Source organism: Bacillus litorisediminis (genome assembly GCF_022808645.1).
GTDB lineage: Bacteria > Bacillota > Bacilli > Bacillales > JC228 > Bacillus_BF > Bacillus_BF litorisediminis.
Window position 1 is genome coordinate 80,429 of the sequence record NZ_JAKZKT010000004.1, and the last position, 18,690, is coordinate 99,118.

Annotated in this window: 22 protein-coding genes and 1 riboswitch; of the genes, 2 read left to right on the forward strand and 20 right to left on the reverse strand. The window is 37.4% G+C overall.

Going from position 1 to position 18,690, the window contains the following annotated elements; translation table 11 throughout:
- Positions 1–10 precede the first annotated feature (10 nt).
- From rpsA to prsW, 8 genes are all read right to left on the reverse strand, one after another.
- Positions 11–1,144, reverse strand: coding sequence for a 30S ribosomal protein S1 (gene rpsA, locus MLE14_RS03155; RefSeq protein WP_243296852.1), 1,134 nt, complete (start codon positions 1,142–1,144; stop codon positions 11–13).
- Between the two features lie 181 nt (positions 1,145–1,325).
- Positions 1,326–1,922, reverse strand: a complete 597-nt coding sequence (locus tag MLE14_RS03160; RefSeq protein ID WP_243296853.1) for a lysophospholipid acyltransferase family protein — start codon at positions 1,920–1,922, stop codon at positions 1,326–1,328.
- A gap of 2 nt (positions 1,923–1,924) precedes the next feature.
- Entirely contained in the window at positions 1,925–2,587 is a 663-nt protein-coding gene (gene cmk, locus MLE14_RS03165; RefSeq protein WP_243296854.1) for a (d)CMP kinase, read from the reverse strand.
- 86 nt (positions 2,588–2,673) lie between these two features.
- Positions 2,674–2,853: a YpfB family protein gene (locus tag MLE14_RS03170; protein ID WP_243296855.1), complete on the reverse strand. Its 180-nt coding sequence runs from the start codon at positions 2,851–2,853 to the stop codon at positions 2,674–2,676.
- 66 nt (positions 2,854–2,919) lie between these two features.
- Positions 2,920–3,579: a flagellar brake protein gene (locus tag MLE14_RS03175; RefSeq protein ID WP_243296856.1), complete on the reverse strand. Its 660-nt coding sequence runs from the start codon at positions 3,577–3,579 to the stop codon at positions 2,920–2,922.
- A 165-nt stretch (positions 3,580–3,744) separates the two neighbouring features.
- On the reverse strand, positions 3,745–5,079 hold the full coding sequence (ypeB, locus tag MLE14_RS03180; RefSeq protein ID WP_243296857.1) for a germination protein YpeB: 1,335 nt from the start codon (positions 5,077–5,079) through the stop codon (positions 3,745–3,747).
- Between the two features lie 10 nt (positions 5,080–5,089).
- Entirely contained in the window at positions 5,090–5,911 is an 822-nt protein-coding gene (gene sleB, locus MLE14_RS03185) for a spore cortex-lytic enzyme (protein WP_390628135.1), read from the reverse strand.
- Positions 5,912–6,090: 179 nt separating this feature from the next.
- The gene (gene prsW / locus MLE14_RS03190) at positions 6,091–6,771 is read right to left on the reverse strand and encodes a glutamic-type intramembrane protease PrsW (RefSeq protein WP_243296859.1); all 681 of its coding nucleotides are present in this window, start codon (positions 6,769–6,771) and stop codon (positions 6,091–6,093) included.
- Between the two features lie 107 nt (positions 6,772–6,878).
- Here prsW and MLE14_RS03195 point away from each other — a divergent pair, with 107 nt between their 5' ends.
- Positions 6,879–7,865 carry an asparaginase gene (locus MLE14_RS03195; RefSeq protein WP_279326195.1) on the forward strand — a complete coding sequence of 329 codons (987 nt, stop codon included), beginning with the start codon at positions 6,879–6,881 and terminating at the stop codon, positions 7,863–7,865.
- Positions 7,866–7,947: 82 nt separating this feature from the next.
- Here the strand turns inward: MLE14_RS03195 and MLE14_RS03200 are convergent, their stop codons facing one another.
- The 11 genes from MLE14_RS03200 to MLE14_RS03250 form a co-directional block, all read right to left on the reverse strand.
- Positions 7,948–8,919 (reverse strand): YpdA family putative bacillithiol disulfide reductase, encoded by a 972-nt coding sequence (locus tag MLE14_RS03200; RefSeq protein ID WP_243296860.1) that lies wholly within the window; start codon positions 8,917–8,919, stop codon positions 7,948–7,950.
- 129 nt (positions 8,920–9,048) lie between these two features.
- Positions 9,049–10,326 (reverse strand): Glu/Leu/Phe/Val family dehydrogenase, encoded by a 1,278-nt coding sequence (locus MLE14_RS03205; protein ID WP_243296861.1) that lies wholly within the window; start codon positions 10,324–10,326, stop codon positions 9,049–9,051.
- Between the two features lie 217 nt (positions 10,327–10,543).
- The gene (locus tag MLE14_RS03210) at positions 10,544–11,083 is read right to left on the reverse strand and encodes an adaptor protein MecA (RefSeq protein WP_243296862.1); all 540 of its coding nucleotides are present in this window, start codon (positions 11,081–11,083) and stop codon (positions 10,544–10,546) included.
- 77 nt (positions 11,084–11,160) lie between these two features.
- Complete coding sequence (locus tag MLE14_RS03215; RefSeq protein WP_243296863.1) at positions 11,161–11,937, reverse strand: metallophosphoesterase; 777 nt, start codon at positions 11,935–11,937, stop codon at positions 11,161–11,163.
- A gap of 5 nt (positions 11,938–11,942) precedes the next feature.
- The gene (locus MLE14_RS03220) at positions 11,943–12,317 is read right to left on the reverse strand and encodes a hypothetical protein (protein WP_243296864.1); all 375 of its coding nucleotides are present in this window, start codon (positions 12,315–12,317) and stop codon (positions 11,943–11,945) included.
- Between the two features lie 48 nt (positions 12,318–12,365).
- Entirely contained in the window at positions 12,366–13,001 is a 636-nt protein-coding gene (locus MLE14_RS03225; RefSeq protein WP_243296950.1) for a CBS domain-containing protein, read from the reverse strand.
- 125 nt (positions 13,002–13,126) lie between these two features.
- Positions 13,127–13,585: a YpbF family protein gene (locus tag MLE14_RS03230; protein ID WP_243296865.1), complete on the reverse strand. Its 459-nt coding sequence runs from the start codon at positions 13,583–13,585 to the stop codon at positions 13,127–13,129.
- A gap of 77 nt (positions 13,586–13,662) precedes the next feature.
- Positions 13,663–13,995 (reverse strand): hypothetical protein, encoded by a 333-nt coding sequence (locus tag MLE14_RS03235; RefSeq protein WP_243296866.1) that lies wholly within the window; start codon positions 13,993–13,995, stop codon positions 13,663–13,665.
- Complete coding sequence (locus tag MLE14_RS03240; RefSeq protein WP_243296867.1) at positions 13,979–14,590, reverse strand: CPBP family intramembrane glutamic endopeptidase; 612 nt, start codon at positions 14,588–14,590, stop codon at positions 13,979–13,981. Before MLE14_RS03240 ends, MLE14_RS03235 begins: the two co-directional genes overlap by 17 nt.
- A complete protein-coding gene (locus MLE14_RS03245; RefSeq protein WP_243296868.1) occupies positions 14,587–16,071 on the reverse strand; it encodes a RecQ family ATP-dependent DNA helicase in 1,485 nt (494 codons plus the stop codon). Before MLE14_RS03245 ends, MLE14_RS03240 begins: the two co-directional genes overlap by 4 nt.
- Positions 16,061–17,134, reverse strand: a complete 1,074-nt coding sequence (locus MLE14_RS03250; RefSeq protein ID WP_243296869.1) for a helix-turn-helix domain-containing protein — start codon at positions 17,132–17,134, stop codon at positions 16,061–16,063. Before MLE14_RS03250 ends, MLE14_RS03245 begins: the two co-directional genes overlap by 11 nt.
- 253 nt (positions 17,135–17,387) lie before the next feature.
- Here MLE14_RS03250 and MLE14_RS03255 point away from each other — a divergent pair, with 253 nt between their 5' ends.
- Positions 17,388–17,636, forward strand: coding sequence for a ferredoxin (locus MLE14_RS03255; protein WP_243296870.1), 249 nt, complete (start codon positions 17,388–17,390; stop codon positions 17,634–17,636).
- Positions 17,637–17,691: 55 nt separating this feature from the next.
- Here MLE14_RS03255 and MLE14_RS03260 read toward each other — a convergent pair whose 3' ends face one another.
- On the reverse strand, positions 17,692–18,267 hold the full coding sequence (locus MLE14_RS03260; protein WP_243296871.1) for an ECF transporter S component: 576 nt from the start codon (positions 18,265–18,267) through the stop codon (positions 17,692–17,694).
- Between the two features lie 233 nt (positions 18,268–18,500).
- Positions 18,501–18,648, reverse strand: a riboswitch (FMN riboswitch).
- Positions 18,649–18,690 lie beyond the last annotated feature (42 nt).

The following is an 18,690-nucleotide window of genomic DNA, read 5'->3' on the forward strand; positions in this document are numbered from 1 at the left end:
ACCACTTCAATTATTTTAAATCTTTTAGTTTATCTCCGATCATTTCTCCCAATTGGAATCCTTTAGATTCCTCAGGAAGTTCATAATCTTTAACTTCTTCTTCTTTTTCTAAAAGATCTTTAATGCTTAGTGATAAACGCTGTTCTTGTTCATTTGCTTCAAGAACTTTTACCTGAATAGTTTGCCCTTCTTTTAGAACTTCATGAGGAGTAGCAATATGTTTGTGAGAAATTTGGGAAATATGAACAAGACCTTCGACACCAGGGAAAACTTCCACAAATGCCCCGTAGGATACTAATCTTTTAACAGTTCCAGTAAGAACAGACCCTTTTGGTGCTTTCTCACTGATATTTGTCCAAGGTCCAGGCTGAGTTTCTTTAATAGAAAGTGAGATCCTTTCATTATCACGATCTACTGAAAGTACCTTTACTTTTACCTTTTGTCCTACTTCGACAACATCAGAAGGTTTTTCGACATGCTCGTAAGCGAGCTGAGAAACGTGAACGAGACCATCCACACCGCCTATATCAACAAATGCTCCAAAATCGGTAATTCGTTGAACTGTTCCTTCCAAAACTTGTCCAACTTCGATTTTCTCTAGGCTTTCCTTTCTCATTTTGCTTTTTTCTTCTTCCAATACAGCACGATGAGATAGAATCAGGCGATTTTTTTCAACATCCAGTTCTACTATTTTAAAGGTAAGCGTTTTCCCTTTATAATCAGTAAAATCCTCAACAAAATGGTCTTCAACTAGTGAAGCAGGAACAAAGCCTCTTACACCCAAATCAACGACTAAGCCGCCTTTAACCACTTCTTTAATTTCTGCTTCAATCGTTTCACCACGTTCAAATGATGCCTGAAGTCTTTTCCAAGCCTCTCCTGCTTCCGCCTTACGTTTTGAAAGTATAACGGCTTCATCTTCAACCTTCGTTACCTCAAGAGTGAGCTCTTGCCCTTCTGAAACAATATCACTCGCTTTTTCAACGTGAAGGCTTGATAATTCACTGATAGGAATAATCCCATCAAGTTTGCTTCCCTCAAGATCAACAATTACTTGTTTTTCTTCTACTTTTGTAACCCGACCCTTTACGAGATCACCAACTTGAAATACTTTCACTTCTACTTGATTCATGTCTTCTACCATATGTACTCCTCCTTAACCTGACTGCTCCACAATAACAATATAACATATGTTCATTATCGGAACATACTAAAACGACTAGAGCGTTTATAGTCTAAAAGAAGATGCCCGTATACATAATAGTATTCATCAATACTTTCAGATTTTTCCCTTTACAATAACTTCTAATAATTTTTATTTTTTGTCAAGCTTTACTTCCTTGATTATGGGTATCTATCAACGCCTTAATAGCACTCATAATATGGTCAGTTGCCTCTTCAGCTGATGCTTTATTTTCCCGCATTTCATCAAAATCGATTGGTTTGCCATAGACAACCTTTATTTTTCTAAAAAATTTATACTCACCAATAATAGCACAAGGAACCACTTTTGCATCGGTCCGCATTGCAAAAAACCCAGCACCCGCTAATCCTTTTCCTAATTCACCAGTTTTACTGCGTGTCCCTTCAGGAAAAAGACCTAATACATGTCCATCCTTTAAAGCTTTTAACCCGGTTCTTAAAGCTTCCCGGTCACTCATCCCGCGCTTGACAGGGAATGCGTGAACTTTTTTCAGGATTGTCCCAAAAATTGGCGCATCAAATAATTCTGCTTTTGCCATAAAAGAAATTGGGCGCGGGCAAGTAATTCCTACTACAGGCGGGTCTAAATTACTAATATGGTTACTGCAAAGAAGTACCCCTCCTTCTTTAGGAATATTTTCTTTGCCAATAACTTGAATTCTATAAGCTGGAAATAACAATACTGAAACTGCTGTTTTTGCAAAATGGTAAAAACTCACGTCTACTCGATCCTTTCCTTCACAATCCTCAATATTTCAGAAGCCACTTCTTCAATGGTCAGATGCGTTGTATCTAATTCAATCGCATCACGAGCTTTTTGAAGGGGAGCCACTTCTCTCTCTGAATCCAGCTTATCACGATAGGCAATGTCTTTCTTTATTTGTTCAAAATCAGATGGAATGTTTTTTTGGATATTCTCGGCGTGTCTTCTTTTGGCTCTTTCCTCGACACTTGCTAATAAAAAAATCTTGACTTCAGCATGAGGAAGAACATGAGTTCCAATATCACGCCCGTCCATAACTACCCCGCCTTTTTGCCCCATTTCCTGTTGTCTTCGCACCATTTCTTGACGGACACCTTTATGTTTGGACACAGCGGAAACATTACGGGTTACTTCATTACTCCGAATTTTATCCGTTACATCTTCCCCGTCCATTAGGACTTTTTGGTGAGATAGTTGTATGTCGGTAGCGTTTAATAGTTGTACTAATTGTTCTTCATTTTCTATATTTATATCATTCTTAAGAGCTTTATATGTTAAAGTCCTGTACATCGCTCCCGTATCAATATAGATATAAGATAGCTCTTTCGCAATCATTTTAGCCACTGTGCTTTTTCCTGCAGCAGCCGGACCATCAATTGCAATTGATATTTTTTTCCTCATTTACTATACACCTCGAAAACGTTATTTCCTGCCTGCATACTCATAACCTTCATTTTACCATAAAAGAAAGCAGGCATTGACCTGCTTTAAGGAAGTTTAAATGTTTCGATGACTTTTGTGAAATTATCATTGCTTACTCCTTCATACATGGTAAGCCTTTTTAATTCCGGAAACGCATCAGAATAATGAAAAATGATTTGAAAAAACAATAGTGCAATAGCCTGAATAATAACGAGCTTGATAAGAATCCCTTCTCCACGTTTCATCACGATACCTCCCATTTATTCTATTATGGGAAGAATGAAAAGAGATTTATACAACAAGCACGCTTTTTAATATATTTTCTTCTTAAGGACAAGCTGTCTTTCAAAACAATACCGAACTAATAATTGTTTTTCATGTTCGTGTTTATGCCGAAAGCTTACAGATATAATAGACGACTTTTTATTATTTAAATTTTCGCGAACAAGAACAACCTCGCTTCTTAGCTTCAAATATTGAATTTGACCTGATTGCATATGAAGAACTAGCCAGCAATCAATTTCCATCCCTTTGTATAGGAAAACATCATTAGGGACATAGATTGCTGCTCCGCCCGCACTAATATCCTTTGTTATAGTGGTAAAGGGACGGAATTCTTGCTGGACAGGATGAACGGCAACATCCAGTTTAGTGTCTACACGGAGAAACTGACGTTGATCAATCTTAACAAAATCCTTCTTTCCAGAGTGACTTAACACAATCAGTGGAATTTGATCGATTTTTTTCCCAGCTACAGTGACATTAAATAAAAAAAGCTGTCCCTCATCATTTATGTATTTTGCCTGGTAATCGGTGTTTATGCTTGCATCAAAGCGGACTTCCTGATTAGCGTGAACAGGAATATCTACTACTACTTCATTTTCACTAAAATCCATAATTGCACATTCAAATTCTTCTGTGTAATTATCTTTGGTTTGTGATAATTTTAGCTGGCTCCCCAATTTAAACAAAGATTCAACACCTGCTTTTTCTTTCTATGTTTTGTTTATGTACGAGGCTTTTTCTTCATTATTACATGAATTAATAAGTTTGGCTATACCTAAAGCAAAAGCTTGCTTGTCTGCGCGTCTCCAACCGGAATTAATAAAACTGGCAGCAAATGCTGCCAGTTTTATTTAAACGACTTCTTCGTAAATAGGTTCTGCGTTTTGCAGTTTTTCAACTTTTTCTTCGTCACCATTTTCGGCATTAATATAAATTCGATAGGTATCTTGATTAATCGTTCCTAAAAATTCATAACAAAGAACCTCTTCATTTACATCATTTACAATTAAAGCTACATTTTGATCCATCACCTGGAGGTTTGGATTGAGTTTAGACTTTGCTTCTTCAGCGGAAATAGACGGTTTTGCAATCTCTCTTTTTTTATGGAAGCTTAAATAATCCTCAGCTGAGAAGGCAAGTACACTTCCGTCGTCTAATGCGACTTTCATGCGGATCGCGTCCGGATAAATTCTGACTCCATTCTCTTCAGATACAAATACGTATACACCTGTATTATCGTATTGGGCGCTTTCAAATAAAGTCATATTTTCAAATCCGTGCTTATTTAAAAACTGCGCTGCTTTATTATAGCCATCGTTTAGGCTAAGCTTTGCTTTTTTAACTTCACGATTTTGAATAAGATATAACGGATGTCCGCCTACTTTGGTAATATCTAGATTGGCCTGAGTTTTGCCATTACGGACTGTAATTGAATAAAACCCATAATCTGATCCTTCGCCGTTTTCGGTGATAAGAACGTCTTGATTATTTTTAATTTTAATAAAATCCTTTGCCTTTTCTAATGCTTGTTCCTTTGTTAATTCTTCCCCCTTTAAATGGGAAAAGTCTCGTAGCGGTCCAGTTGTCACTTCTGCAAGATTGGACTCTGAATAACCTTCAACTTTTTTTTCTACCGTTTTAAATCCATCTATAATCGTATTATCTGAAGGTTCATCATTATTGGCTAAAGCTAGTTCTACATCCATCCAGCGTAAATTATTATCAAGGACTATGTGCTGAACCTTTCTTAGTTCATTCTGAATATCTGCTGATTGTTCGTATAGACTTTGAAGGGTTTGATATTCTTCTTCCGTCAACGGTTCTTTTTCTAAATCTCTGATTGCCGTTTTATAGCTAAAATCCCCGATTTTTGCTAAAAATTCTTCGGTTTTATTGAAAGGAAGCAATGTAAGCGGAAGATGTCCCACCTCATTATGCGCTTCAGAAGTAACTCTCCATACCTCAGCTAATGCTGGTGAGATGGAATTCCGGCTATTCATAGCTAAAGTGGTCCCAATTTTATCATGCAATAAATCGACATCGTACGTTAATTCATGAAAAGCCCGCTGATAGTTATTTTCCGCATTGATTAATATAGCATTCTTCTCTTGGTGCTCTTGGTATCCCCAGTAGGCCGTACCAATGACGGCTACTGATAAGACCGCAATAATAATTCCGCGAATCAATCCAATCACCTCATTTACAGAAAATGTGTTTTCCTATTCGTTTAATTTGTGGTCTTCTCCATATCCAAGAACTTGTTGCGGTATTCGGGTTAAAATAATATAAAGCTTCTCCCGTTGGGTCCCATCCATTTATCGCATCAAGAACTGCCTCTCTCGCTTTTTCATTTGGAGTCAGCCAAATTTGTCCATCGGCTACTGCCGTAAAGGCACCTGGTTCAAAAATAACGCCAGACACAGTATTTGGAAATGTAGGGCTTTGGACTCTATTTAGGATAACTGCAGCTACTGCTACCTGACCTTCATACGGCTCTCCTCTTGCCTCTCCATAGACCGCGTTAGCCATCAGTTGAATGTCATTTTGAGAAAATCCTGCTGGAGTGTTGACAGCAGTTGGTGCTTGTCTTGGGGCTGGAGCAGCTTGTCTGCCGCCACCGCCGCCACCGCCTTGATTTCTCGCAGGCGCCTGCTGTTGTTCTAACGGGGTATTACCATAATGTGTGAATTCCCTCCCCTGTCTAATATTTCTCTTAACAAATTCCTCATTATAACGGGATGCATTAACCAGTTTTTGTTTAGTCTCTGCACCAGCTAGTCCATCTACCTTTAACCCAAATTCATATTGAAAATTTCTTAATGCCCAATAAGTTCCCCAACCAAAAACACCATCAATTTCGCCATTATAAAAACCTAAATATTGCAATCTACTTTGTAATTCAATAACATCGTCACCAACCGCCCCATGTTGAATCACCTGATTTGAAAATGCTCGAGCATAATCTTCGCCCTGGTAGGAAATAAACGAGCCTATACAAATCACGATAATCGCTACCATTTTAACCACTACTAAATATCGCTTCATGCATATACCCTCCGTTGTTATGGTTTAGCATTAAGCCTATTTTTTGTAGAATGGCACTTTTTATTCACAAATAAAAAGTGCCAGACCTCGTATCAGTCCAAAATTGACCAATCCGACCTATTGTCTGGCACCCTCTGTAAGCTCGAGCAGGATTATGAAGATATTTGTTTTTGCAGTATATGAACCTCAGTCATTTTTCTAGCTCTCTTCACTTTTTTTAAACCAAGCCACCATAAAAACGTCATAAATGGGACAATCCAAAGAATCCATTTATCAAAGGTGAGCAGAATATAATCATAAAATCCATGCAAAAGTAACGGCACAATTAAAGCATATGAGATAAAGAGACGTTTTTTACTGTTATCTTGGGAAAACTTACCTTTCCCAAAATAGTACCCCATTAATACCCCGAATAGGGCATGGCTCGATACGGGGAGCAGAGCTCTTCCAAGCGCATATTCTACTCCATTCCCAATTAAATAAAGTATATTTTCTACGGTAGCAAATCCTAGTGAAATGCTTGTTCCATAAACAATTCCATCATATGGCTCGTCGAATTCGCTGTGCAAATAAATCGTTTGAAACAGCATAAACCATTTAAAAAACTCTTCAAGCAAAGCACTGGAAATAAAGGCATTAGCCAAGTTTGACACAATGACCTCTTCAGTCATAAAAACATATTGAACAAACATAATTGGAAAAACAAGCAGAGCCCCGAATAAAAACGACCTAAACACTAAATGAAGCGGCTCTGAATCGAATTCATCTTTTAAATAGAAGTAACTTAGTAATGCCAAACCAGGAGCAATCCCGGCTGACATAATGACCAACATAGGTTGACCCCTTTTCAGTTGTTTTATTTAATCGTATCATTAAAATAACAGTATGAAAATATAAAGTAAGACATTATTACTATTTTCCAGAGAGAGGAGTCATCTCATTGAAAAAAAATATACTTTTGCTTCATACAGGCGGAACAATCTCCATGAGAGAAGATGTAAAAACAGGTACTGTTGCTCCTGGTGATTCAAATCCGCTGCTAGAGCATGCCTCTCTAATTGAAGGATTGGGAAACTTTATTATAAAAGAACCTTTCCAGCTTCCATCCCCACAGATAACACCAAAGGAAATGCTCATTCTAAAACGGATGGTGGAGGAAAGTATTGAGCAGGAGGCAATTGATGGAGTTGTCATTACCCACGGAACTGACACATTAGAAGAAACCGCTTACTTTTTAGATTTAACAGTAAAAACGGAAATTCCAATCGTTTTAACAGGGGCGATGAGATCGATTAACGAAATCGGATCAGATGGCCTTTATAATTTGATTTCAGCAATACGGACTGCTTCCTGTGACAGTGCAAAAGGAAAAGGGGTCCTTGTTGTTTTAAATGATGAAATTCATTCTGCCCTTAATGTTACCAAAACACATGCTTCTAATGTCTCAACCTTCCAAAGCCCTCAATATGGGCCGCTTGGAATTGTCTCCAAACGGGGTGTTATTTTTCACCACACGCCTAATTTTAAAGAAACATTTGAGGTTCACACAGTCAACAAAAAAGTCGCCTTATTAAAAGTTCATGCTGGTTTTGATTCCACCCTGCTGTATGCCCTTAGTGAGGCTAAATATGACGGCGTAGTGTTAGAGGCTTTAGGGCAAGGAAATGTTCCGCCTCAGGCTATCGATGGGATTAAACATCTTCTGTCAAAAAACATCCCGATTGTGATAGTTTCACGCTGTTTTAACGGGACAGCAGATCCAGTTTATGGATACGAAGGCGGGGGAAAACACCTTAGAGATTTAGGGGTTATTTTTGCTAACAGTTTAAACGGCCAAAAGGCGCGGATCAAGCTTTTGGCTGTTCTAGAGGCGCTAAACGAGTGGGACCATGAAAAATTGGAATTACTTTTTAATCCTTTAGCATAACCATAATAGAAAAAGACAGCTTCCAATTGGACAAAATCTATTAAGTCCCCATTTGGCGGCTGTCTCTTTTTTCCAGAATTGATTACCTCTCATTTTCCCTGCTGTGAATTGTCACTGCTATTTTATCTCCGTGAAAACGGCCATTTTCAATAAAGATTTCATTAGCATTATTGCCTGCAGCAATCACTCCGGCAATAAATATGCCATTTACATTTGTTTCCATCGTCTCTTCATTAAAACTTGGTCTTCCCGTCTCGGAATCAATCGTAACTCCCATTTTCGTCAAAAAACTATGGTCCGGGTGATAACCCGTCATCGCGAAAACAAAATCATTTTTTATACTGTACGAATCATCATTCACTCTATATTTTACCGCAGTTTCTGTAATCTCTTCGACATGCGCATTAAACACCATTTTAATAAGTCCATTTCTGATTTGCGCGTCAAATTCAGGCAGAATCCACGGCTTAATGCTAGGCGAGTACTCATGTCCTCTATATAAAACGGTTACCCGCGCACCTGCCTTAGCCAGTTCTAGACTTGCATCCACGCTCGAATTTTTCCCGCCAATCACGACAACGTCTGTATCAAAATAGGGGTGAGCTTCTTTAAAATAATGAAACACCTTCGGAAGATTTTCTCCCGGAACCCCCATATAATTCGGGTGGTCGTAGTATCCTGTAGCAATCACCACAAACTGGGTCATATAATCTCTTTTATCTGTCTTAACTGTAAACATAGAACCCTCTTTTGATACTTCCAATACTTTTTCAAACATATGGATTCGCGGTTTTTTTCTTTTTACGACTTCTCTGTAATAGGCTAAAGCCTGGTTTCGTTTTGGTTTATGCCCCTCTATAATAAAAGGTACATTTCCAATTTCTAATTTTTCACTAGAGGAGAAAAAAGTTTGGTGTGTTGGATAGTTATAAATTGAATTAACAATATTTCCCTTTTCTATAACAAGCGGATTAAATCCTTTTTCTTGTAATGCGATGGCTGCAGCTAACCCGCAAGGACCTCCGCCAACGATGATAATTTTTTCTTGTTCCACAAAAGTTCACTCCTAAAATCTTAGGTTCTCATTTCTTACGTTGCCTGATACGGAGGCAAAGAAAATCCCCTACCTTTTATGATAGGGGATTTATTATCATGTTTCAATTTATACACTCGGTGTCTTCTATTAAATCCAGCCGCGGAAACGGCTTGCTTCTGCCATTTTACGGACGCCTACCATATAGGCAGCCAATCTCATGTCGACTCTGCGGGTTTGTGCGGTTTCATAAACATTATTAAATGAACGAACCATAACCTTTTCCAATTTTTCCTCTACTTCTTCTTCTGACCAATAATACCCTTGGTTGTTTTGAACCCATTCAAAATAAGATACGGTTACTCCTCCGGCAGACGCCAATACGTCAGGTACAAGCAGAATTCCTCTTTCTGTGAGGATTTTAGTAGCTTCTAATGTTGTTGGTCCATTCGCTGCTTCTACTACGATTTTTGCTTTAATATTATGAGCATTTTCTTCTGTTATTTGGTTTTCAATAGCAGCCGGCACCAATATATCACAGTCTAGCTCAAGTAGTTCTTTGTTGGTGATCGTATTTTTAAACAATTTCGTTACCGTTCCAAAACTGTCACGGCGATCGAGTAAGTAATCGATATCTAATCCATTTGGGTCGTAGAGCGCACCATACGCATCCGAAATTCCAATAACCTTCGCTCCAGCATCATGCATAAATTTAGATAAAAAGCTTCCGGCATTTCCAAATCCTTGCACGACTACCTTAGCTCCCTGAAGGTTAATGCCTTTTTTCTTTGCTGCTTCATTTATACAGATTGTAACACCTTTTGCGGTAGCAGATTCCCGGCCATGTGATCCGCCAAGAACCAATGGCTTGCCTGTAATAAAACCAGGGTTATTAAATTCATCAATGCGGCTATACTCGTCCATCATCCAAGCCATTATTTGAGAGTTTGTAAAGACATCTGGCGCAGGAATATCTTTGTTTGGACCTACTATCTGACTAATTGCTCTAACATAGCCGCGGCTTAATTTTTCAAGCTCACGGAAAGACATTTCTCTTGGGTCACAAACTATACCGCCTTTTCCGCCGCCGTAAGGTAAATCTACAATTCCACATTTTAAGCTCATCCAAATAGAGAGCGCTTTCACTTCGTTTTCTGTAACTTCCGGATGAAATCTTATTCCGCCCTTTGTTGGCCCAACAGCATCATTATGTTGAGCACGGTAGCCAGTGAATACCTTAACTGATCCGTCATCCATCCGTACTGGAATTTTAACAGTTAACATCCGTAAAGGTTCCTTTAAAAGCTCATATACTTCCTCTGGATAACCCAATTTTTCTAATGCCTGATGAATAACTGTTTGTGTGGATTTTAGAACATCAAGTTTATCGTCGTTCTCTGTATTTTTGTTAGCTTTGTCGGCTACCATTTGTAATCCTCCTAAAGAAATCACTATGTTAATAATCTGAAATGAGGAAATCTTTCCATCAAGACTTAGTATACACCTTCAATATTTTTATGCAAGAACAATTTAAAGCGTTTCATTTCAAACAATTCCCTGTATTCTGCATAATCCTCGATTTTTCACCATTCCTTAAATCTTTCACATTAAAAAAACTCGCTGACAAGCGAGCTAATGAATCTGTTTAGCAAAACCAATATTTAAGCTGTTCAATTGCATCTTCACCCATTATTTTTTTTCCGTATTCTTCTAATACATATTCAGTAATGTGTGAAGGCTTTCCATATTCATATGCCAGTGCAAATAAGCCAATATTTTCGGTGTGAAGTATAATCCAATAAAACTCATTCATTTGATATAAGGCTGACTTTACACGTTTTGAAACCGGGAATCTCCTGGCTAAATCAACCACATCTTCGAAGTTTTGAAATTGAAGTACCCTGCTGGTCATATAAGACTCATCGACAGGATTAACGATCTCATCATCTAATAGCGTAATCATTAAAAAGATCCCATGTGGCTGTAATGAATATAACTCAACGGATACATGGTGAAACGTTTCCACTCCTAACGTATCACATGCCTCCTCTAGCAGTTCATAAAAATGGTCATGCCAGTCGTCCCGAGAATTATCTAGTTCATCACAAGAGATCTCTCTTTCTTCAAGTTCTTCTTTCGAAATAAATACCCTAAACTGACTTGTACTAAGCTGTTCAATCTGCATGTAGGAAGCCTCCCAACCAAACCGGACTTCTAACACAGTGTATGAACAGTTTATAAAACGGTACATTGTCTCGTTTTTTATTGCTCTCGCCGCTTTAAGGTAAGAATATGGGTCTCAGCTTTAGCCCCCAATCGTAAAGGGATTTTAGTGGTGCCATAGCCGTTACTAATAAGCTGAATGACTCCATTTTTTTCATGAATTCTCCCTTTCCTATATAGTCCCCATCCAAACAGCCTGATTTGTCCTCCATGCGTATGCCCGCTTAAAACCAGACGTATTTTATCCTTTTCCTGTAGTTTATACAGAATTCTGGGGTTATGGCTTATTAAAATTCGAAAGCCTTCACCAAGTTCATCCGCCTCTTTAAGAGCTTGATCTAAACGGTCTTTACGGCCATTCATATCATCTACCCCCAGCATCAAGACCTTTCCCCCATCTTCAAATTCCAGCTGAATGGCCCTGTTATCTAAAATAATGACTCCTAAATGCAAGAGCAGGGCGTCTAAAATTTGATAATCAACTTCGTAATCATTATTTCCCCAAACAAAATAAACCGGGCCTAATCTTTTTAATTCTTTTATATTTTTTTCCACCTGTTGAAATGACACGCCTTGTTCTGCCAGGTCTCCGCCAATCACCACTGCGTCAATCTCCTCTTTTATCAAGCGAATTAATTTATCGGTTATCCTCCTTTTATGAATATCTGATATAAAAAAGATCCGCATCTGTTGTCCTTGCGGAAAGTCCGTAAATTCAAGCGCATGCCTTTTAACCCTATTCGCAAAACCTTCTCTTAGCATATATAAAACCATTAAAATGGCAATCATGATGATGATAATAAAAAAGGAGAGCATCCATTTTATCCTCCCTGAACAGACTTTTCTCTCAAAGACATCATACCATAGATAATTCCAAAGCCGTAAAATATGACAATCTGCCAAAATCCAATTTGTAATAAAAACAAAATGGAAAGGATGGAGAGAATGAGCAGCATCATCTCTTTACTTTTTCTCTTGATTTTGTAACGGCACATTGTAATAAATTCTGTAATCAATGTACCCAGACAGAGGAAGCCGATTAAGAAAGCAATCATAGAGGCTAAAAAATCGGAAGGATTCAAAATGCATTCTCCGATAAACTCTTCTACCCGAAATGGGGAAGGAGCAGGAAACAAGAGGATAAATGTATAAGCAGATAAAAAAGCTGCAAGACCTTTAAATAGTAATGAAAGCATAAAAAAATTCCTCCCATAACCTATGTTTATGAAAGGAATTGGTAAAGTTTACTCATCTTCGTTAATATCTAAAACGCGGAAACCCGAATCCTCTAATTTTTGAATAAACTTATTGATATTATCTTTTTTCTCGATTTTCATCACAATTCTTCTGACAAGCTTATCCGTTTCATCAAACGTAACAAGAGAGATAATGGATTCATGAAATTGTCTGGCGATTTCTGACAATCGTGCAATCCTTCCTTCTGTTTCAACAGAGGTAAAGGCAATACGTACTCCTTTTCGCTTCATACCAAAGGCACTTTGGAATTGTTCGAGGACATCAAACCGCGTTACGATCCCTAAAAAGTTTTTCTCATGATCAACAACTGCTAATAAAGGAAAATCCTTCAGAGCTAACAAGGTATGTTCAAATATCTCATTTCCTTCCAAATATTGCTCCTGATGGCTAGCTACCTGTTCTGCAGTTGTCTCTGATAAAAATACTTTTTTGTCTAAATTAGATGTAAAGAAATTTGAATAAATTGAATATCTGGTGATAATACCAACATATTTATTGCCGTCTAATACGGGTAACCCGTCTACACCATGTTCCTCTAATCTTTTTAAGGCGACTTGTAAACTTTCGTCTTTAGACACTGTAAAACATTTATGCTTTGGCAGCATTATACTTTTTACAAACACCATTTTTCACCTCTTTCACTTTCATATCAGAATGTATTCAACATGCATGAAAATTTTTCCTTCCGAAATACGATTTATTCGTATTAAATTTTCATAAAAATGAAAAAAGCCTTGCAATCAGGCTTTTATTTCGTTTCATGGTATAGATTTATATTAAATTCTTTTTTCATCATGTCTAAAACAAGATGGCGCTTCTTCCATGCATCTTCATATTTCCACAAATCCTTACTGCGATCCACGATTTCCCTTCTTAATTCGTGGTACTCATCCTCAGCTTTCGTCCTTTTCTTTTTCAACACATTCATTCCGCCAAATGAGCCCCCTACAACTAATACCATATATAAGTGAATAGGGTTATCAACAAATGCAGATATCATCAGCTGAAAAGAATCTGCATAAGGTTCAATCACTGTTTCATTGATGTAATATAGAAAAAGAAAAGCTGTAATAACTGTCCACCAGACAAAAAATAAATGATACTTCTTAAATTTATCAAACTTTCTTTTTTTATTAACTGCTAATTGGAGTAACTGCTTTGTCGCCTGATCCGTCCAATCGCCAATATTTAATATTGAAGGCTCCATTATTCTCCTCCTCATATCCGAATACTCATTAAAAATATATGAGCCCGTCCCGAAGAGTATGAATATTAGAGCCTATGTTATTCCTCATTAGAACCATTCAGTTCAATTGGTTCAAAATATATTTCTTGTGAAGCTGGATTTTCTGTGTGCCTTTCACTGATCCAATAGGAATACAAATAAATAATGGTAAGCGGCAATAAGATAAAAAGAAAAACCAGCAGACGAATTAGCGGATATTGCAGCTTTCTCTTTTTGGATTCCTCATCTTGATCCGCTGCCCTGTTTTCCTGTTTCTCCTCTTTCATTTTTACTTTTTTATTTTTTCTCTTATTTTTATGAACAACACTTCTGGGTGGCAGGCTCCCCCCAGATTTTACAACGCCTTCTGGATGTCTATGTTCCATTTCCAATGTTCATGACACCTTCTTTTTCCCGTTTTTTTTGGATTTTTAAAAATAACCCCAGCAAAAAATCAACTGTTATATGCAATATAATCGGTGCAATTAAATTTTCGGAAAGAATATAAACATATCCGATGAAAAAGCTTAAAACTGTAATATTTAAAGATAAATACCAATGACTTAAATACCGAAAATGAATAAGTGCAAAAATAACACTAGCCCAAAACCAGCCTACTGTGTTTTGCAGGATTCCCCGAAATAGCAGCTCCTCACTTATGCCAATAATAATAGCTAAAAAAAGGATATGGAGAGGATGCCGTTTCAGAAAAATTCTTTCATTTATTCCGCCATCATCATAAAATTCAGGCGGAAGAAGCTTGGTCAAAAGTACATCTATACCAACTACCAAAACACCAGCTGTAAAACCAATTACATAAGCATAACCATCATTCCATTGGATCAATGAAAAAAGTGTAGATAAGTTCCCATAAAAAATAAAGGACAGAATCATGGTAATGATAAGTAAAATTATTTGAGTTACGTATAAATTTAACAGCAGTTGCCGGTCTGTCAAGGATTTAATAATTTCTGATTGTTTTTTCATTTTATATATGATCCTTCCCGCTGCCCGAGCATTTTTGCTAATTCTGCCTTCCAATCAAACGTATCACTTTGCTGGATTTGCCTAGGCTGAGGTTCTGCTGAGAAAATAGACCATCCGCAATTATCACAGCATACTTCCTGATGTGCAATGGCCGTCTCTTTAAAATATCGGATCATAAATTCTCGTCTGCACTGATTAGAATGAATAAAGTTCATCATGGCTCTAGCTTTTTCAATTTTCAATTTTCGTCTTTGCTCTACCCATTTTAAAATCTTAGAAATCGCTTCTTTGCTGTCCTTGAACTGGATATTCTTGTACAGGAAGGATAAAATTCTTACATGTGTTTCATGCAAAACATTATCATCTAACATTCCTTTTGGATCTTGTCCTTTTTCTATACATTCAAAAAAGTATACAACTTCATTTTCTGAAGGTAATTCGTAATCTATAAGCTGATGCTGCAATTGTTCGTCTAGCGAAGCATACAACATGACGCAATAGCTCTCTGTTCCATCTCTTCCAGCCCTGCCAATTTCCTGTACATAGGACTCTAGTTGTAAAGGGGGCTGAAAATGGATGACAAACCTTACATCTTCTTTGTTTACTCCCATTCCAAATGCGCTAGTGGCACAAATGATATCTAATTCATTTTTCAAAAACTGCTGCTGTATTAAAATTCGATCATCCGATTCTAAATCAGCATGATAAAAGCTAGTCTTTTCATGCCCATTCGCTTTGAGCCAGTCACAAACCTCTTCAGCCATTCTTTTGCTGGAAAAATAAATAATTCCTGGTTTAGGCAAACGATTAGCAAACGTGAGTGTGTACTCAAATTTTTCTTGAATGCCAGCTGTGTGCTCAACATGAAAAAGTAAATTAGGGCGATTTATACCTGCATTAAAAGTTTTGTGTCTCTCTTTAAATAATAATTTTTGTTTTATATCGTCTTGAACCTCTGGAGTTGCGGTTGCCGTGAGCGCTAAAACAGTTGGATGACCAAGTGCTTTCCGAACGCTGCCAAGCTGCAAATAATCCGGACGGAAATCATACCCCCATTGGGAAATACAATGAGCTTCATCTACAACGAGTAAAGATATCGGTAAATTCGCCAGTTGGGCTTGAACATAGTCCGACGTAATCATCTCAGGAGAGAAAAATATAAAACGATATTGTCCAATCCGTTTCCAAAACTCCTGTTTTTCCTCCTTAGTAAGAAACGAGTTATACGCTGCCACTTTTTTTTCTCCTCTGTACCGAATCGATTCGACTTGATCCTGCATTAAAGATAATAATGGAGAAATGATAACAACTGGTCCTCCCAAAATATAACCGGCGAGCTGATAGCAAAGAGATTTTCCATTACCTGTTGGTAAAACCGCCAGCGTATCAAATCCATTTAAAACAGATTCAATAACTTCTTTTTGTCCTTTTCTAAAATGGGTAAAGCCAAAATATTCCTTTAGCTTTTCATCAAGCTTCATTTATAGTCCTCCCTTGTCTTGCTAAAACAAGGCGTATTTGGAAATAACTCGCTTCCGGATGTTTCTCCTTTAAAAGTTTCAATTTTTTTGTCTGTAATTGTTCGACCGAATTTTTTATTTTTTCTTCTAGCTCTGGTGAAATAAATGACCAAACCGGAAAGGTTTTATCTATCAATGCAATTTCTACAATGTGGTCTTCAATTGTATTTGGTTTTAGCTCTCTGATTACAGCAATTTCTTCAATTGAATAGCCTTTTTGTAAGAGTGTGTATGTTTTAGACGTGGAATCCGTAAAAGAAGTTCCTTTCGCTAAATCAGCAATTAAACTAAATAAGACAGGATATGCTTGCTTATTCTTAAGAATCGTTCCCAAAAGATAGTGCAGGGTACTTACAAAAGAAAGCTGACCATAAAAAGAGTTAATATGTAAAGCTTCACTTAATTGAAAAACGGTTTTCCCAATTTTTTTGTATCCTGTTAATTTATGTACAAAGATGGTAGCCTGCAGGTCATCAAGATGATTCAGCATGTCATATAGTTCCTGATACAAATAAGCGATTGTTGATGAAATAGATGTTTGCTGTTTCAACCATTTTTTTGCAAAGTTTAAAATCTGATCGTCTCTTGTAATCGGGATATATTGTTTGCAGTTATGGGCTAAATTTGACAATACTTGAAACGTTAGCGAGAGTCTTTTCCAAAAAATGTCCTCATACAAAGCGTAATAGGCTCCGTTCAGATGAGGAGGCAATCCAAGCTCTGTTTCCCATCTATCTAATGATTGGCTGCCATAAGGAGTAAGGACATAATGCTTTTTTTCAATATGCACGGTTTCAATTTCATGTGATCCAATAAGCTGTTCTATGTAATTGTCTAAATCCATTCTTTTTAGGGAACGATAGCAGTTAAACAGGGATTCTAATTGAAATAACCTGCAATCTTGAATGGTTTGGGAAGATTTTTTCCCCTTTAATATATGGTAGATCGCGTAAATAGAACGCTCCCCCTGAATCTTATTTAAACAATAAAGCAACAGACCCTTTATATACGTATCTCGGTCCAATGGAAATCACCCTATACACGAAAGTCATTCTCGTCTCTATTGTATCATGATTTGAAGTAAATAGAGTGGAAAGAAAATGGGCTTACTTACTGTTAACAGGTGAATTTGTTATGGATTGTTAACCGGGTATACAAACAATTTTATTGAAAAGTCTTGGAACGAAATATACAATTATAAACATGGACAGATTGATGTCTTGCAAATATTGAATAACCACATAGACATAATTGCGTTGATTGCGGGAGGGATAATAATGGCAAAATATACAATCGTAGATAAAGAAACATGTATAGCCTGCGGCGCTTGTGGTGCAGCCGCTCCAGATATTTATGATTATGATGACGAGGGAATCGCGTATGTGACCCTTGATGATAACACAGGAGTCGTAGAAGTACCGGACATTTTACTGGATGATATGATGGACGCTTTCGAAGGTTGTCCTACTGATTCAATCAAAGTGGCTGACGAACCTTTTGATGGGGACCCAACTAAATTTGAATAGAACATGAAAGAGACAGCAGCATTGCTGTCTCTTTCATATTTATTATGAAATAACCTTACATACTCAAACTTTGTTTTTGGATCCAGCTTTGTAAACGGGTAAAAATAATCAAAAATACACCGGCTACAATAAGTCCTTTAATCATATTGAACGGAATAATAGCTGCAGTAATCAGCGATTTCATTTCTGCCGTTGACATGGCAGGAAAGTTTAGTAATAACGTATAAGCTGGTAATAATACAAAGTAATTTAACAAACTCATCACAAAGGTCATTATCAATGTTCCAGAAACTAATCCAACAGATAGACCCAGTTTTGATTGCATCTTTTTATAAATGAAGTACGCAGGCATAATAAGCATAACACCAGCAATAAAATTAGCCAGCTGCCCAATAGGGATTGCCGTTTCACTTCCAGTAATAATGTAATCTAAACCGCATTTAATGAATTCAACCAAGATTCCTGCAGCTGGACCCATTAAAAGGGTTGCGAGTAAAGCAGGGATATCACTAAAATCAATTTTTAAAAACGTTGGAAAACCAGGCAGCGGAAAATTGAGCAGCATTAAAATATACGCAATACTCGACAGCACACCAATTCCTGCCATCTTTTGAATCTTTGAACCTCTCATTTCTTCTTCCTCCTCGAAGTAGACCTACCTCAAGAAAAAGAAGGCTTTCGAAATTGAGCAAAACGAAAGGGCTGCCGTAAATTTCCCTTTCTCTTCCCATCCATCATTCTATTGAACTTTATTTGTGTTCAAGTTCAAATGGATTGGGAGGAGACAAGGTCCATTTAGGACTAGCCCTTTTTGTGAAAGCTCAAATAAACGTTCATTTTTAGAGCTTGAACGCTTTTCGAAACCCCCATCTTCTCCCATCCAGACTATACTGTCGGCTTTGGAATTTCACCAAATCCACCGTTTAGATGATATGCATCCAAACGGGTCACGGGCTGAAAGCAAATGCTTATCACCGCCGGTCGGGAATTTCACCCTGCCCCGAAGATAGATCATAAACATTTTTTTAATATTTCCTCTTTTATATTAGCGGAA